9 protein-coding genes, 1 tRNA gene and 1 pseudogene are annotated in these 17,090 nt (G+C 56.3%); 8 read left to right on the forward strand and 3 right to left on the reverse strand.

Annotated features, from left to right (window positions below; genetic code table 11):
- Both C5O24_RS04435 and C5O24_RS04440 read left to right on the forward strand, forming a co-directional pair.
- The coding region (locus C5O24_RS04435) for a SusC/RagA family TonB-linked outer membrane protein (RefSeq protein ID WP_107681515.1) at positions 1-3,170 on the forward strand (3,170 nt) is incomplete at its 5' end.
- An 18-nt stretch (positions 3,171-3,188) separates the two neighbouring features.
- Positions 3,189-5,231 carry a RagB/SusD family nutrient uptake outer membrane protein gene (locus C5O24_RS04440; protein WP_107036701.1) on the forward strand — a complete coding sequence of 681 codons (2,043 nt, stop codon included), beginning with the start codon at positions 3,189-3,191 and terminating at the stop codon, positions 5,229-5,231.
- Positions 5,232-6,085: 854 nt separating this feature from the next.
- Here C5O24_RS04440 and secD read toward each other — a convergent pair.
- Positions 6,086-8,989, reverse strand: coding sequence for a protein translocase subunit SecD (gene secD / locus C5O24_RS04450; RefSeq protein ID WP_107681517.1), 2,904 nt, complete (start codon positions 8,987-8,989; stop codon positions 6,086-6,088).
- Positions 8,990-9,245: 256 nt separating this feature from the next.
- Positions 9,246-10,337 carry a phosphotransferase enzyme family protein gene (locus tag C5O24_RS04455; protein WP_107036698.1) on the reverse strand — a complete coding sequence of 364 codons (1,092 nt, stop codon included), beginning with the start codon at positions 10,335-10,337 and terminating at the stop codon, positions 9,246-9,248.
- Between the two features lie 154 nt (positions 10,338-10,491).
- Here C5O24_RS04455 and C5O24_RS04460 point away from each other — a divergent pair, with 154 nt between their 5' ends.
- Both C5O24_RS04460 and C5O24_RS04465 read left to right on the forward strand, forming a co-directional pair.
- On the forward strand, positions 10,492-11,826 hold the full coding sequence (locus tag C5O24_RS04460; protein ID WP_107036697.1) for a sigma-54-dependent transcriptional regulator: 1,335 nt from the start codon (positions 10,492-10,494) through the stop codon (positions 11,824-11,826).
- Positions 11,823-13,133 carry a sensor histidine kinase gene (locus C5O24_RS04465; RefSeq protein WP_107036696.1) on the forward strand — a complete coding sequence of 437 codons (1,311 nt, stop codon included), beginning with the start codon at positions 11,823-11,825 and terminating at the stop codon, positions 13,131-13,133. The genes C5O24_RS04460 and C5O24_RS04465 overlap by 4 nt, the downstream gene beginning before the upstream one ends.
- 29 nt (positions 13,134-13,162) lie before the next feature.
- Here C5O24_RS04465 and rlmN read toward each other — a convergent pair whose 3' ends face one another.
- Positions 13,163-14,188: a dual-specificity RNA methyltransferase RlmN gene (rlmN, locus tag C5O24_RS04470; protein ID WP_107036695.1), complete on the reverse strand. Its 1,026-nt coding sequence runs from the start codon at positions 14,186-14,188 to the stop codon at positions 13,163-13,165.
- Positions 14,189-14,845: 657 nt separating this feature from the next.
- Here rlmN and C5O24_RS04480 point away from each other — a divergent pair.
- The 4 genes and pseudogenes from C5O24_RS04480 to C5O24_RS04495 all read left to right on the forward strand — a co-directional run.
- Positions 14,846-14,919 (forward strand) — tRNA-Ile (locus C5O24_RS04480).
- A gap of 251 nt (positions 14,920-15,170) precedes the next feature.
- Complete coding sequence (locus tag C5O24_RS04485) at positions 15,171-16,175, forward strand: DUF6043 family protein (protein ID WP_133165461.1); 1,005 nt, start codon at positions 15,171-15,173, stop codon at positions 16,173-16,175.
- A gap of 380 nt (positions 16,176-16,555) precedes the next feature.
- Positions 16,556-16,888 (forward strand): helix-turn-helix domain-containing protein, encoded by a 333-nt coding sequence (locus C5O24_RS04490; protein WP_161553802.1) that lies wholly within the window; start codon positions 16,556-16,558, stop codon positions 16,886-16,888.
- Positions 16,869-17,090: pseudogene (locus tag C5O24_RS04495) on the forward strand (DUF3987 domain-containing protein); the annotation flags it as partial. The gene C5O24_RS04490 and the pseudogene C5O24_RS04495, both read left to right, overlap by 20 nt.

Raw genomic sequence — 17,090 nt, forward strand, 5'->3', positions numbered from 1 at the left:
GTACCGTTCTTGACCAGACAGGCGAGCCTCTCCCCGGAGCTTCTGTCATGGTGGTCGGCACCACTCTCGGCGGCTCGACCGACATCGACGGCAACTTCTCCATCGCAGGAGTGAAGCAGGGCGCCACGATCCGCGTCAGCTTCGTAGGCTGCAAGCCCGCCGACGTAAAGTGGGAAGGCCAGCACCTCAACGTCACCCTGCAGGACGACGGACAGACACTCGACGAAGTCGTGGTCGTAGGTTTCGGCCAGCAGAAGAAAGTCAACCTCACCGGAGCTGTCTCTACCGTGACAGGTAAAGAGATCGCAGCCCGTCCGGTCAATTCTGTTGCCGACGCCCTCCAGGGTATGGCCGCTGGTCTTGACGTGCTCGGCGCAGGCGCAGGCGGTCAGCTCAACGCCACCCGCAATATGAACATCCGCGGGGCCGGCACCATCGGCAGCGGTTCGTCGGTGACACCCCTCGTGCTTATCGACGGCATGGAAGGCGACCTCAACGACCTCAACCCCGACGACGTAGAGACCATCTCGATCCTCAAGGACGCTGCCGCTTCGTCGATCTACGGTTCGCGCGCTGCCGGCGGTGTCATCCTCGTGAAGACCAAGAGCGGCAAGGAAGGCAAGATCACAGTCAACTACTCCGACTCTTTCCGTTGGAGCCGCATCAACGACTATCCCGACATGGCTCCGTCGTGGACATGGGCCAACGTGTTCAATCAGGCCAGTATAGCTGCCGGCGGCGGCGAGCTGATCCCAGCCTACAAGATCGATCAGATGAAGCAGGCCGTTACCGACCCGACTATCCCGCAGCTTATGACCAACGCCAACGGCACCGACTGGTCGTTCTGGAACTTCGGCGATCTGACCAGTGTGGGCAACACCAACTGGATCGACGAGCACTTCGGCAAGACCCCCTTCTCGCAGGAACATAACATCAGTGTCACCGGTGGCAACGAAAAGTATGACTTCTACTTCTCGGGCAACCTCCTCTCGCGCGAGGGTATTCTCGTCCACGGCGACGACAACAGCCAGCGCTACACCGTAAACGCCAAGATCAACGTGCATCTCACCCCATGGCTGACATTCGGCTACAGCAACCGCTGGGTGCGCCGTCAGTACGACGCCCCCTCGGCTCTCACTGCGTCGACATGGCAGAATGTCATGCGCTACTGGCCCAACATCCCCACTCACGATCCCAACGGCAACCCCACCCTGTTCTCCTACATCGATGCGTTTGAGAACGGCGGCCGCTATACCACCTACAAGGATCAGACCGACCAGCAGTTCTCCTTCCGTATCAATCCGATAGAGGGTCTGAACATCAACGGTGAGTTCAACTACCGCAACTGGTCTAACCACGACAAGCGCTACTATCTCCAGACCGGTTACTACGGCCCGCAGGGCAACTACATTGAGAACAACCCCAACGACTGGCCTGCAGGCTCACCCATCGGTTCACGCGTCTACAACTACAGCCAGAAGGGCAACTATTTCAACCCCAACATCTACGCCGACTACTCGCACACTTTCAACAAAGTGCACAACTTCAAGATCATGGCCGGTTTCCAAAGCGAATGGAACCACTATGAAGACTTCGACGCCCAGAACACAGGCATCATGAGCGGACTTCCGTTCCTTGACACCACATCGGGCGACAACAAGACCCTCGGCGGATACTCCGCGACATGGGCCACAGCCGGATGGTTCGGCCGACTCAACTATGACCTCGACGGACGCTACCTCGTAGAAGGCAACATCCGCTACGACGGCTCGTCGCGCTTCCGCGCCGGCAAGCGCTGGTCGTGGAGCCCCTCGTTCTCGCTCGGCTGGAACATAGCCCGCGAGGCGTTCTGGGAAAACCTCACCACCGTGTGCAACACCCTCAAGCTCCGCTACTCGTGGGGTAAGCTCGGCAACCAGAACACCAACTCCTGGTATCCCACCTATCCGTCAATGGGCTACTATCCCGACAGCTCCGGATGGCTCGTCGGAGGCAAGAAGCCGACTTATGCTACAGCGCCCGGTCTGATCTCGACATCGCTCACATGGGAGAAAAACCGCACATGGGACATCGGTATCGACTGGGGACTGTTCAATAACCGACTCACAGGTACGGCCGACTACTACAACCGCCGCACGATCGACATGGTAGGCCCCGGCGAGAAACTCCCCGGTGTGCTCGGCGCATCGGTGCCCAACGTCAACAACCTCTCGATGACTTCCAAGGGATGGGAGCTGACCATCAGCTGGCGCGACCGCATCGGCGACTTCAGCTACGGCATCACAGCCAACCTCTATGACCACACCACCACCATCGACGAGTATCCCAACGAGAACAAGGCCCTCAGCACTGCATACTGGCCCGGCAAGAAGCTCGGAGAGATCTGGGGCTTCCGCACCGAAGGACTCGCCAAGACCGACGAGGAGATGCAGCAGCACTTCGCCAAGATGGAGGAGGCCTACAAGCTCGCTCACGACGGCCAGGCTCCGACCTACAACAATCCCCAGTATATCCTCGGCACCGGCTGGCAGGCAGGCGACGTGATGTACAAGGATATCGACGGCGACGGTGTGATATCGCAGGGCGAATTCACAGCCGACAACTCCGGCGACTATGTGGTGATCGGCAACACGACTCCCCGCTACTGCTTCGGTCTTAACCTCGACGCACAGTGGAAGGGATTCGACGTGAAGGTATTCTTCCAGGGCATCGGCAAGCGCGACTACTGGGTAGGCAACGGCAACGCCATGTTCTTCGGAGCATCGGGAATAAGCCTCTGGCAGGCTCTCGTGTTCGAGCCTCATCTCGACTACTTCCGTCCGGCCGACACCACCGATCCGCTCGGCCCCAACGTCAACGCCTACTATCCCCGCGTCAACCAGGGCGGGCCCAACAACACATTCAGCAACGACCGCTACCTCCAGAACGCAGCCTACTGCCGCCTGAAGAACGTGACCATAGGCTACACTCTGCCCCAGAACCTCACACGCCGCTTCTATGTCGAGCGCCTGCGTGTCTACGTTTCGGGTGAGAACCTCGCCAATATCACCAACTTCTCGAAGATGGGCGACCCCGAGCTGATCGAGGCCTACAACGAATACGGTGCCGGTTTCGGCAAGATCTATCCCCTGTCGCGCACATTCTCCTGCGGTCTTAATGTAACCTTCTAATCTTCTATAAGACAAATCATGAATAAGTATATAGCATCTCTGTTCATCGGCACATCGATTATCGCCGGGTTCACTTCGTGTGAGGACTATCTCGACAGAGAGCCTGAGGCCAATCTCGTCGCAGATAACTACTTTACCGACGGAGCCAATCTCTCGGCATACGTGATGAGATTCTACGATGGAATGCTCCCCTCGCATTCAAGCAATGCCTACGGTATGGGCACATTTGCCAACGACAACGGCACCGACAACCAGGTGGCCCGCTCTATCCCCTCGCGCTATGCGAACGGTCAGTGGCTCACCAGCAACGACGAGTCCAACTGGAGCTTCGGCAACATCCGCTCGCTCAACCTGTTCTTCGAATATGTGCTTCCCAATATCGAGAGCGGCAAACTGGGACTGACCGACCTGGTGCGCCAGTCGATAGGCGAGGCCTACTTCTTCCGCGCCTACCAGTACTATGCCAGTTACAGCACAATAGGTGATTATCCCATCATCGACAACGTGCTTCCCGACGACAAGGAACTTCTTTTGGAGAACTCCTACCGCCGCCCGCGCAACCAGGTGGCACGACACATCCTCGAAGATCTCGACAATGCTCTTGCATACCTTCCCGAGTCGTCCGACAAGGGCAAACAGGGTGTCAACCGCGACTGTGCGCTTCTGCTCCGCTCGCGCGTGGCTCTCTTCGAAGGCACATGGCTGAAATATCACAAAGGCACAGCACTCGTGCCCGGCGGACCCGGATGGCCCGGCGACGCATCGCTCCTCGGATCGTTCGACATAGACGCCGAGATCAACTACTTCCTCACCGAGGCCATGACTTCGGCAAAGGAACTGGGCGACAAGATGATGGGACAGCTTGCCGAAAACACTGGCGTTATCGATGCCTTCTCACCCTCGCTCGCTCCGCTCAACCCTTACTTCTGCATGTTCGGACAACAGGATCTCGACTCATACAGCGAAGTACTCATGTATCGTGCCTACCAGCTCACGGCTCCTGCCGTATCGACTCAGATCCAGCACTCGTTCATGACCCACGGCGGAGGGCTCGGCTACACTCGCGGCATGATCCGCAGCTTCGTTATGGCCAACGGTCTTCCCATCTACGCCGCCGGCTCGGGCTTCGACCCCGACTGGGAGAGCGCCGGCGTGACCGCCACGCTGCAGGATCGCGACTCTCGCGCGCAGCTCTTCGTGCGCGGCGACAACTGCCTGACCTCTTACAAGAACGGTGAGGAAGCATCCACGTACAACATGAGCTGGCTCCTCACCGAGTCTGCCACGCAGAACCCCATCACCGGCTATGCCAACAAGAAGGGCTGCTCGTTCGACTACTCAATGGCCGAAGGCAACTCGCGCGCCACAACCGGATCGATCACTTTCCGTGGCGTAGAGGCTCTGCTCAACTACATGGAGGCTTGCGTGGAGAAGAACGGAAACGTCGACCAGACAGCCGACTCCTACTGGAAGGCTATCCGCACACGTGCCAAGGTCGATCCCGACTACACCAAGACCATCGCCGCCACCAACATGACCATCGAGGGCGAGGGTGACTGGGGAGCATACTCCCGCGGAGTGCTTGTGAATACACTGCTCTACAATGTGCGCCGCGAACGCCGCAACGAGCTTATGGCCGAAGGATTCCGCTACAACGATCTCCGTCGCTGGTGCGCTCTCGACCAGCTCGCCGCAAACCCCGTCAACCTCTACGGCATGAAATACTGGAACACCGTCTACTCCGATCCGCAGAGCGACCTGGCTCTGACGACGACCGATGAGGATGGCAACGAAGTGTTCCTGGCAGCGCGCGTCAATCCCGACGGCGACGGCAACATGTCAAGCCAGGCTGACGGCGACTGGATCGTGCTCAACCGCGTAACCAGAAACGACAACTACGTATGGAATGGCCTGACATGGAGCCGTGCGCAGTACCTCTCTCCGATAGGATGCGACGTGTTCGTCACCTCTTCGCCCGATGGCGACAAGGCCAAGTCGGTTGTGTACCAGAACCCCGGATGGCCCACCACCGGCCTACAGCCCTGCACCAAGATCGACTGATCGACCGGCGCAAGCCAAGAGTTGTTTACTAAAGGCTACTCTAAGCATAAGTTTTATAATTGAGGAGGCGGCAGACTCTCTACGGAGAGCCTGCCGCCTCTGCCTGTATCTCCACCGCCAATGCTTTGCCTGTGCTGACGCCATTTGCACGGCCACGCACCCTCCGGGGCTCGCCGCGCCGCGGGGGACGCACTCTTCTCCCTCGGGGTCTCCGCCTCGTGCGGTCACTACGACGCTATCGCGTCGCGACGCCCACGCTCGCTCCGAACCCCGGTTAATGCCTGCCCGCACGCTCCGCGGCTTTTCTCTCTCCTCTCCCCGCCGGATGGTGTTGCCTCACTCCGGTATCGCCTGCCGTTCCCCCCTGTTCTCGCCGGATGGTGTTGACGCCCTCGGAGCCGCGGAGCGTGCGGGCAGATGTTATCCCCGGTTCGGAGTGGAGCGCCACAGGCGTGCCGCGTAGACCGGGGGTAGGTGCGCCGTCCACCTCGTTCGGCCGAGCTGCGGAGCCTGCGATATCAGCCGCCCGCGCCAGCCCAGGCCTCCTGCTTGCCCATGCCGCTGCCACCTCCGCGCCCACCACTCCGCCGGACTGGGGTGGTCGTAGACCACCGACCTTTGTAAACCCCGCCATGACGCCCGCAGGGCGGCTTGGTGGGGCAGGGGTCATGTGCCACACGGATCTTCGTAGATGAGCCGCAGGGACAGTCCGCGATCCCGGCTCATCTGCAAAGAAGCCTCACGCTCACGCGCCCCGTCGCGCCCTCCCCACGGAGCCGTAAAAAAAAGAAGCGGTGTGCCATCCACCGGGGGATTGGCACACCGCTTCGGGTGTTGTATTGTCGCTTATTCTATCAGGCCTTTACCGCTGCATTGCGGGTCTTGCCATGACGCTTCTCGGTGAGATAGGCCACCGGCGATGCCACGAAGATTGTGGCGCATGTGCCGATTACCACACCGAAGATCATCGCGAAGGTGAACGAGCGGATAGCGTCGCCGCCAAGGATGAAGATGCACAGCAGCACGAGCAGTGTCGAGCCGGAGGTCATCAGCGTACGTCCGAGAGTCGAGTTGATCGAATTGTTGATGTTGGTGTAGAAGTCCTGTTTCGGATACAGACCCACGTTTTCACGCACGCGGTCAAACACCACCACAGTATCGTTGATCTGATAGCCGATCACGGTCAGAATGGCCGCTATGAACGACTGGTCGATCTCCATCGCGAAGGGGAACACTCCGTAGAATATCGAGTAGAAACCGATAATGGTGAACGCGGTGAACGCCACGGCGGCCAGAGCGCCTACGGAGAAGGCGATGTTGTGGAAACGGATCAGGATGTAGAGGAACATCGCTATCAGCGACAGCAGCACGGCTATGACGGCGTCGGTGCGCATGTCGTTGGCCACGGTCGGGCCTACCTTCTGCGAGCTGATGATGCCCACAGCCTCGTTGGTCGTCGAGAAGTCCTGGAGGCTCATAGAGCCGATCTCGTTCTTCAGGCCGTTGTAGAGTATGCCGGTGATCTCGTCGTCCACGTTGGGATCGTCGCTGTCGATGCGGTAGTTCGTAGAGATACGCACCTTGGTGTCGTCGTCGATGGTGATCACCGACACCTGAGCGCCGTCAAACAGCGGAGCAAGCGATGCCTGCAGCTCGTGGGTCTTGACCGGATGGTCGAACTGCACCACGTAGTTGCGGCCGCCCGAGAAGTCGATGCCCTGGTTGAGACCGCGCATGAAGAACGAGCATACAACCACTGCGATGATCACGCCGCAGGCTATGAAGCTTGCGCGGCGAGTGCCCAGGAAGTCGAAATGCGCGCCCACAAACATGCGCTTCGAGAGCGGGGTGGTGAATGTCAGACGCTGGAACGCACGCGATTTCTCGCCGATGATAAATACCAGACGGGTGAGGTAGACTGCCGTGAAGAACGAGCAGATGATACCGATGATCAGCGTGGTGGCGAAGCCCTTGATCGGGCCGGTGCCGTAGAGCAGGAGTATCACACCGGTGATCACCGACGTCAGGTTGGAGTCGAAGATCGCCGAGAATGCGTTGCTGTAACCGTCGGCTATGGCCATGCGCACGCTCTTGCCGGCGCGGAGTTCCTCCTTGGTGCGCTCGAAGATAAGCACGTTGGCGTCCACCGCCATGCCCAGGGCGAGAACTATACCTGCTATGCCGGAGAGGGTGAGCACCGCCTGGAACGAGGCGAGTATGCCGAAAGTGAAGAAGAGGTTGAAGATCAGGCCGAGGTTGGCTATCAGACCCGGGATCACACCGTAGATGGCCATCATGAAGATCATCAGCAGCACCAGAGCCACGATGAACGACATGAAGCCGTCCTCGATCGCCTTCTGGCCGAGCGACGGACCGATCACGGTGTCGGAGATGATGTCGACCTTGGCGGCCATCTTGCCGCTCTTGAGCACGTTGGCAAGGTCTTTGGCTTCGTCGGTGGTGAAGTTGCCGGTGATCGACGAGCGGCCACCCTCGATCACGTTGTTGACACGGGGAGCGGAGTAGACCTGTCCGTCAAGCACTATCGCCACCTGCTTCTCGATGTTGGCGGCGGTGATGCGTGCCCACTGGCGGGCTGCGTCGGGCTTCATGTTCATCGACACGTAGTTGCCGCCCTGCATCTGGTCAAACTCGCTGCTTGCCGAGGTCACGACGTCGCCCGAGAGAGCCGGACGCCCGTTGGCGGTCTTCAGAGCCACGAGCGTGTAGAGATCCACGCGGCGTGTGACGCCTGTGGCCGTGTCGGTGGCCTCCATGGTCTCAGGCTTCACTTCCCATGCCAGCTTCACGTTGGAGGGAAGCAGACGGCGTGCGGCCGGAGAGGATATGATGGAGTCGATGGCGGCGCGGTTGGCTGCCACGGCGGTGCCTACCATGATCGGGTTGTAGGGATTGGCTGTGTGGACAAAGTAGTCGAGCAGGCCGCGGCCGTTGCCGGTGGAGTCGGCGCGCCCCATGGCGGTAAGCTCCATGAGAGAGCCTTGGAACTCGTTGACCGGAATAGTTTCGTAGAACTCGAGGTTGGCCGACGATTTGAGCAGCTCCTTCACGCGGTCATGCTCCTTCACGCCCGGAAGCTCAAGCAGTATCTGGCCGTCCTTTTCAAGCTCCTGGATGTTGGGAGCCACAACGCCGAACTGGTCGATACGGTTGCGGAGCACGTTGGTCGAAGAGCTTACACGGTCTTTCACCTCCTGCTTCAGAGCCGCTTCGGCTGCCTCATAGCTGTCGCCGCGCTTCACCTGATCCTTGAACACCACCGACAGATCGCCCTGAGGGTCGAGTTTGCGGTACTGCTGGCAGAAGATCGACACGTAGTCGTTGCTGCGGGTGGCCTTCACCACGGAGTCAGTCTGCGCTATGGCTGCCTCGAAGTAGGGATTGCCGTCGGCGTTGGCCATGGAGCGCAGGATGTCGGGCACCGACACCTGAAGCGTCACGTTCATGCCGCCCTTGAGGTCGAGGCCCAGGCCCACGCCGAGTTTCTGAACTTCGGCGAAGGTGTAGCCGAGATAGACTTTCTCTCTGGAAATCGAATCGATATAGCTCTTGTAAGCCATTCGGTAACTGTCGGAATTGACGCCTGCGTTGCCTGCCACGCTGGTCGCATAAGCCTCGGCCTTGTCCTCATGATGGTTGGTCACCAGAGTGAAGGAGATGTAGAAGAGGCAAATGAGCACCAGGAAGATGGCGATGACACCGGCCACGACGCTTCCTAATTTTCCTTTGCTTTGCATTGTGATAAAAAAGTATGGATTAATGTTATTTTTAATGTGCAAGTGTTTCAGCTTGCAAAGATACGACTTCTTTTTCAATTACTCCGCTTCCCGCAGGCTGATTTTAGAGTATAGAAGAAGTCCGGAAATATATCTTCGTGTTAAAGTCCCGCATATTCTTGCGCAATAAGCGGCTGAAATGCCCCCGGCCGGGCTTCTGGGCTGCGGTCGGGGGCATGATGGCTATGGTTTGTGTGCCTGAGAGTGTTCAGGGGGTTCAGTCGAGCTGCTCGGCTATGAAGCGGTGCATCTCCGGGGTGTGGGCCTCGACGCTTTGCAGGAGTTTGAACTGGTTGCGGGTGCGCACCAGGTTGTGATCCGGATATTTGATCTTGTAGTAAGTGTCGCCGTTGATGTAGTCGGTCAGGAAACGCACGGCCTGCATGTAGGGGAAGAGGGCGGCGGCATAGGGAAGGTTTTCGATCTCCGCAGGGGTGAGGAAGCCGCGTGCCGACGAGAGATAGCCTTCGGTGAAGGCGCGGAATATATCCATGTTGAATTCCACGTGGTCTATGTCGGGATCATCCTCGGCCAGAGTGTTGGCGGCTGTGCGCAGGAAGTCGCCGTAGTCGCTGAATATATAGCTCGGCATCACGGTGTCGAGGTCGATCACGCACAATATGTTGCCCTGGTGGTCAAACATCATGTTGTTCACTTTCGTGTCGCAGTGGCAGATGCGCTTGGGAAGTTTCCCCTCGCGGTGGAGCTGCTCGGCGCGGCACATCGTGTCGGCGCGCTTCTCCAGCTCGTCAAGCAGAGGTTTCACTTCGGCCACTCTTCCTTCGGGGTCGGCTTCCACGGCGTCGTGGAGCTGTTTGAGACGGAATTCCATGTTGTGGAAATCGGGAATGCTCTCTTTAAGCTCCTTGTCGATGTCTACGAGCATGGCCTGGAAGTGGCCGAACGCCTTGCCGGCGTTGCGCGACGATTCGGGATTGACGGCTTCAAACGTCTCGGCGTCGGGGATGAATACCATCATGCGCCAGTAGCTCTCGCCGTCGAAAAAGTAGAGTTTGCCGTCGGCGGTGTTGGGTACGAAGGTGAGCACCTTGCGGTCTATGTCGTTTTCACCCGCTTTCTCAAGCTTGGAGCGGATATGGCCGGTGACGGCGGCGATGTTGTCCATCAGCACGTCGACGTCGGTGAAAATGTGGTGGTTGATCCGCTGCAGCACGTAGTCGGGAGCGTCAGCTTCCTCAGTGCGCACTATGTAGGTGTCGTTGATGAGTCCGTTGCCGAGAGGCTTCACGGAGGTCACTGTGCCTTTTACGGCGAAATGCTTCACTATGGACTTGAGAAGTCTTTCCATGAGATTCGAAGGGTTTTGTGTTGAATTTTCCGCAAAGTTAGCTAAAAAATCGGATTGGCCACCCATATTTTGTCGCTTTGTGGCCGCTGTCGTGGCGCGGACTCTGTGACGGTTGCTTTTTTTTAGCTATTTTTGCGGTTGAAAACCTGTAGTTATGATACTGATAGTCGACGACGATAAATCCGTCAGGCTCTCGCTGAGTCTGTTGCTCCGCAGTGCTGGTCACCAGACGGCTATGGCTGCATCGCCCGAAGAGGCGCTGGAGTCGCTGCGGGTCTCGCGTCCGGATCTGGTGGTGATGGATATGAATTTCTCGGTTTCGTTCACTTCCGGACAGGAGGGACTCGAGCTGCTGCAGCGGTTCAAGGTGCTGGCGCCCGAGGTGCCGGTCATACTCATCACGGCGTGGGGCAGCATAGATCTGGCCGTGGAGGGCATGAGGCTCGGAGCGTTCGACTTCGTCACCAAGCCATGGCAGCCCCACGCCATGCTGCAGCGGGTGGCTACTGCTCTCGAACTTAACCGCGTGCAGCGTCCGGCTGAAGGCGGCCTGCTGCGCGACGGCATCATCGGCAACAGCCGTGGGCTGGAAGAGGTGCTCCAGACTGTCGGACGGGTGGCGCCTACCGATGCTCCGGTGCTTATACTCGGTGAGAACGGCACGGGCAAGGAATTGATAGCACGCGCCATACATGCCAATAGCCGGCGGGCGTCGGCGCCGTTCGTCACTGTCAATCTCGGCGGCATCTCGCGATCGCTTTTCGAGAGCGAGATGTTCGGCCATGTCAAAGGAGCGTTCACCGGTGCGGTCACTTCGCGCAAAGGGCGTTTCGCCATGGCCGACGGGGGCACCATATTTCTCGACGAGATCGGCGAGCTCGATCCCGGCTCGCAGGTCAAGTTGCTGCGGGTGCTCCAGGAGCACACCTACGAGGCGCTCGGCGACAGCGCCACGCATCGCACCGACGTCAGGGTGGTGTGCGCTACCAACGCCGATCTGTCGCGGATGGTGGCCGAGGGAAAGTTCCGCGAGGATCTGTTCTATCGTATCAACCTTATAACGCTTCATATCCCTTCGTTGCGTCAGAGACTCGACGATATACCGTTGCTTGCCGACTGGTTCGTAAAGCAGTATGCCGAGCGGACGGGCACTCGCCCGCGACGGCTTACCGATGACGCGCGACGGTGGCTTCAGACATGTCCTTTCCCGGGCAATATCCGCGAGCTGCGCAACATGGTGGAGCGCGCCATCATCGTCAGCGATACTCCCGAGATCGGGCCTGAGACTTTCGCCGGATTGTCGGCCGAGAGCGCACCGACAGCCGTTGCTGCCGATTCGGTGGCCGGAGCAAGACTCGGCGACATGGAGCGCGCCGCGGTGGCCGAGGCGATATCGGCTGCCGGAGGCAATCTGTCGCTTGCGGCCTCTTCACTCGGCTTGTCGCGTCAGGCTCTTTACCGTCGGATGGAAAAATACGGTCTAAAATGAAATCATCCTGGATTTTTTCAGTGCTCGCCCTGACTGTGGCGGCGATCGATCTGCTCTGGATTCTTCCCGTGCTGAACGGGTCTGACGTCGTGTGGAGCGATATGTGGTGGCGTCTGGTCCTGGCCGTAGCGCCTATAGTGCTCCTCGTGTTGCTGTATGGATCAGTCATCAAGCCGGTAAATGCAGTGGTCAACGGCATGGATCTGCTGCGCGGCCAGGATTTCAGCACGCGTCTTGCCCGTGTCGGGCAGCCCGATGCCGACACTCTCGTCGGAGTGTTCAATTCGATGATGGACCGTCTGAAGACGGAGCGTCTGCGCAACATGGAGCAGAACAGCATGCTTCGGCAGATCATCGACGTGTCGCCGGCTGGTATCGCCATATCCGATTACGACGGCAATATAGTGGAAATGAACCCCACCATGGCCTCTTATCTTGGATTCAGTCGTCCGGCCGAGGCGTTTAGCCGGCGGTTTGAGGATCTGGATTCACCTCTGGCTGCGGCCGTTTCGCGTGTTAATCCGGGTCAGGCCGAAATACTGCGTGTCGGCGATGCCAATGTGATGCGCTGCACGCGGATGTGGTTTATGAACAATGGATTCCGGCGCTCGTTCGTCATGCTCGAAGAGCTTACCGACGAGGTGATGCGCGCCGAGCGCGAGGCCTACGGAAGGGTGATCAGGATCATATCGCATGAGGTCAACAACACTCTCACCGGAGTGGGCTCCATTCTGGGACTGGTCGGCGAATTGCCGGCGGTGAAATCCGACGAAGTCATGTCGGATGCTTTGGAGAGCTGTCAGGAACGCTGTCAGGGACTTGGCCGGTTTATACGATCCTATGCCGAAGTGGTCAAGATACCCGACGCCAATCTGCAGCCGGTGGATTTGGCCGATTCGCTGCGTTCGATCTGGCCGTTCCTCGAAGGCATGGCGCCGGCCACGGTCGATATGGAACTTTGTTGCGAAGACACCACATCGGTCAAAGCCGACACAGTGCTTTTGGAACAGGTGATGGTCAATGTGGTGAAGAATGCTGTCGAAAGCATCGGCGACCGTCCTGATGGACGGGTGAAGGTGTCGGTGGGAGGGTCGCCCGTAAAGATTGAGGTTGTCGACAACGGTGGCGGTATCAGCCCTGAGGCGTCGCGCCATCTGTTCGCACCATTCTTCTCCACCAAGCCCGGCGGACGCGGACTCGGACTGATGTTCGTGGCCGATATACTTGAAAAGCATGGCTGCGCCTTCTCTCTGCGCACCGATCCCGACGGAGCGCTGACGCGCTTCGTCGTGCAGTTCCCGCGTTAATCCCCGATATTTATTGACGGGGCTGTGTGTCAGCCTTTCTTCTCTTTGCCGGCGAGCATGCCGCATGCGGCATCGATATCCTCGCCTCTCGACGCCCGTATGGTAGCGGTTATGCCGAGTGCGTTCAGACGATCGCGGAATGCGGTCATGACACCGGCCTCCGGTGCTTTTTCGTCGTAGCCTGGCACAGGGTGGAATCGGATCAGGTTCACACGGGCGTCAGTGCCACGAAGCAGCCTTGCAAGCGCGTCGGCATGCCGGATGTCATCGTTCTTCCCTTTCATCATGGTGTATTCCACCGACAGCCGTCGCTGATGGGCAAAGTCATGTCCGCGCAGCAGTTCGATCACCTCCGCCACCGGATAAGCTCTTTCCACAGGCATCATGTCGGCGCGCTCGCTCCCGAAAGGGGAATGGACGCTAAGCGCCAGATGCACTTTGGTCATATCAAGCAGCCGGCGTATGCCATCGGGACGTCCGACGGTCGACACCGTGATGCGTTTCGGGCTCCAAGCCAGCCCCCACGTGGCGGTGAGTATCTCGATAGCGCGCACCACAGCATCGAGATTGTCCGTCGGTTCGCCCATCCCCATGAACACCACGTTGGTCAGACTTTCCGACTCTTCGACCGACAATATCTGGTTAATTATCTGAGCTGCCGACAGATTGCCGTGAAAACCCTGTCGGCCGGTCATGCAGAAGGCGCAGTTCATGCGGCATCCGGCCTGCGAGCTCACACATAGCGTACAGCGGTCGTGGTCGGGGATCATCACAGCCTCCACATCGCGGTCGCTCGCTCCCCGGAACAGATATTTCACAGTCCCGTCGGCCGACGACACCCGCTTCAGAGGCTCCTCTCGCCCGGTGCAGTAGACTTCCGCAAGTGTAGCGCGCGCACGCTTTGAAAGATTGGTCATGTCGTCGATCTTTGCGACCCGTTTCTGATACAGCCAGTCGGCCATCTGGCGTGCGGCATATCGCGGCATTCCGCAGCCTGCGGCCACGGATTCCAGCTCGGCGAGATTCATGCCGATGAGAGGTGACAGATATTCCATGCCGCGAAGATAAGCAAAAAATCATTCATCGACGCGCGGCGAAAAGTGTTAAAATGACGCTAAAACAAATAAAAATGTTGACAAATGTGGTAAAACAGCCTCGCTATGTAAAAAATTGCAATGATTGGTTGCTTAAATCTGCGATTTTGTCATTATCTTTGCAGAGCCTGACATCAGAAAGAGAAAACACAGCGCTATTATATCTTAGATCACCCGCAACACCCCACATAAAGATATTTACGGCACAACGCGATTGAAAAATCCGGCTGTTACCCCCCCCGATCGTTTTGCTTTCAGGCAGAGCCCTCGGGGTCATTTTGTTTGTTGAGATTGTTAGACAACGTTATATATACTTGAATTTTGGTTATGAGGGAGGTGCGTTACTGCGAAGTAGCGCACTTTTCATATCTGTTATCGCCGGCAGAATATGAAACACGAATGAAATATTCGGCAAACACATCGAAAATACAACGCGATAGTCGCCAAGAGAAGATCACACGAATACTGCATCGTGAAGACTGCGGAATACTGCATCGCGAAGACTGCGGAATACTGCATCGCGAAAATCACATTGCAAAAAATCTCAAAAAGCTTGCACATCTCAAAAGAAACATTTAACTTTGCAGTCGCAATCGGGGAATATGCAATCCCATTGCCGGTCCCATAGCTCAGTTGGTTAGAGCACCTGACTCATAATCAGGGAGTCCTTGGTTCAAGCCCAAGTGGGACCACCTCTTAAAATCTCCAATCATTTGAAAATCAAATGATTGGAGATTTTATTTTATAAGTTTTGTCCACAATTTGTCCACCAAACTGATTTTTGGCCACGCAGTGGACAAAAAAAATTCCTTAAAAATTCTGAAAATAATTGATGCTGCCTCAAAAATGGGTATAATTTGATTGGTGACGAACAATCGCTGTGTAGTGAGCGTTTTGAATGTCGATGCTTATTTTGGCTCATTCACTCACCCATGCCCACTATATGACTAAAGAGGAAAAGAACAAATTTACCCGTGATGCCCTCCGCCACTGGTATGAGAATCATCAGGAGGAGTATTGCAATTTTACCGACCTTATGCACGACCGCAGAGGTATCGGTTTCGACCAAGTTTTCAAGACTGCCATTATGCTTGTTCCGAAATATGAGAAGGCACTTCTGCTCTACCTGAAGAATGACCGCTCGGAAGGCATTGAAGATCTGGAAAAGATTCTTACCGATGGAGGACTTAAAGACCAACTTGCCCTGCACTTCAGGGCTCAGATGCCTGACTGCATTGTTCCGGCAATGTTGAGTTGGCTGTTTTTCGGCCGCAGTTTCGAGTGTATGGTTGAATACGGCGAGGAGCTGATTCAGGATGGTAAACTAAATTTTCTTCTCCGCCGACTTGTTTCGTTCAATATAAAAACCATCATCAACCGCAGCCTGACTATTGGCGCTCGTAAAGAGGAAGATTGGGTGAAGTTCGTGTCTGAGATGGAAGATATGGGTATCACTCCGGTTGTTACTGCCGGAGTTGTTGCCAAATTCAAATCAATACCGACAGAGACAAAGGTTGAAATGAAGACTACTTCGGAAAAGAACCCTATTCCCGGCAAAGAAAAGAAACGCCGTAGCCTGAAAGAACTGTTGCCCAACAGTGATGAATATCTATTGGGGTCTATTGATGAGCATATCAATATCAAACAAAGTGGAAAGGATTTGGCTCTCCTTTATCTTGTCCTTGAAAAGAGCCGTTCCCTTACAAATACCTCCGTTGTCGAATTTCATGCGGCTCTTGAACAGCGTTACGAGAAAAAGCCCAACATCCGCATCCCCGGACATAGAGGCATACAGGATAATTTGAAAATGCTTCTTGCGCCTACCACAATCACAAAGAAAAGCGGAGTGGAAGTTCCCTGTATGACATTTGAGAGACCGGAATACATGTTCGCCTACAATGACCTTGTTGAGAAATTGGGAGTGCAGGATTACGCATACTCCTGCTGACATATAAAAATATTATTGACGGGAGCCATCTGACAGTGATGTCGGGTGGCTCCCGTTTTTCATATTCGCACCTCCTTCAGCGCAATTTTGAGGGTCGCTGAAAAGAAAAATTCTTCGTTTTACTTCGTTACGAATCAATACGAATATAAACCACTGTGTATCAGTGTTGTAAATTTGGAGAAACATAAATCATGTGTTTTCTTTGCACCGTCAAATCGCAACGACGAGGCGAAAGTCCCCAATCATTGCTGAGGTAAAGACCGGTCACCTCATGCAATAAAAGCTGACAGAGAGAAGCCAATTCATAGCGATGCGACCCTTGGGCATTTCATGTTGTCGGTGTCCATTGATTAATCCAGATGACGCGAGGAATTTTAACAATGAATCTTGATTTTTCAAAATTCACACCGGAGGAGCTGACCGGACTTTCAATCACGCTCCCTCTGGGTCACCTCCTTGAAGTGGTCGAGCACACTGCTGAACGTGCTATCGAAAAATTTAAGGAGGAGGTTCTGCCGGCTATGCTTTCGGCAGACAAGGATCCGCTCATTCCCCGCAAGGAGGTAATGAGAATTCTTGGAATATGTGCAAACACACTCCGAAACTGGCGCAAGAGCCAATATTTGGAAGCAACTCTACTTGGAGGCAAAGTCTATTACAAGACATCTGCCGTAAACACAATTCTGGAAAAGTATGGAAAAGAACACATCTAACTCCAAAGGCATCGACCCGATGCTTATTCTCGGCAAGGCGCTGGATATGAGTGTCAGTATGCGTGGCGGTGATTTTCCTCTCGGTGCCATGCCGATGAAGATTCAGCGGATTGTGCGCGAGGCGAATGATTGCTACGGTTATCCGGTGGATTATCTCGCCGGGGCTATGCTTGTTGCTCTCGGTCTTGGCATCGGTAACACC

The organism is Paramuribaculum intestinale (genome assembly GCF_003024925.1).
Classification (GTDB): domain Bacteria; phylum Bacteroidota; class Bacteroidia; order Bacteroidales; family Muribaculaceae; genus Paramuribaculum; species Paramuribaculum intestinale.

Bases quoted from the DNA above. Each gene is read 5' to 3' on its own strand.
- C5O24_RS04465 (WP_107036696.1), top strand. From the start codon at position 11,823: ATGAAATCATCCTGGATTTTTTCAGTGCTCGCCCTGACTGTGGCGGCG.
- C5O24_RS04485 (WP_133165461.1), top strand. From the start codon at position 15,171: ATGACTAAAGAGGAAAAGAACAAATTTACCCGTGATGCCCTCCGCCAC.
- C5O24_RS04460 (WP_107036697.1), top strand. From the start codon at position 10,492: ATGATACTGATAGTCGACGACGATAAATCCGTCAGGCTCTCGCTGAGT.
- secD (WP_107681517.1), bottom strand. From the start codon at position 8,989: ATGCAAAGCAAAGGAAAATTAGGAAGCGTCGTGGCCGGTGTCATCGCC.
- C5O24_RS04490 (WP_161553802.1), top strand. From the start codon at position 16,556: ATGAATCTTGATTTTTCAAAATTCACACCGGAGGAGCTGACCGGACTT.
- C5O24_RS04455 (WP_107036698.1), bottom strand. From the start codon at position 10,337: ATGGAAAGACTTCTCAAGTCCATAGTGAAGCATTTCGCCGTAAAAGGC.
- C5O24_RS04440 (WP_107036701.1), top strand. From the start codon at position 3,189: ATGAATAAGTATATAGCATCTCTGTTCATCGGCACATCGATTATCGCC.
- rlmN (WP_107036695.1), bottom strand. From the start codon at position 14,188: ATGGAATATCTGTCACCTCTCATCGGCATGAATCTCGCCGAGCTGGAA.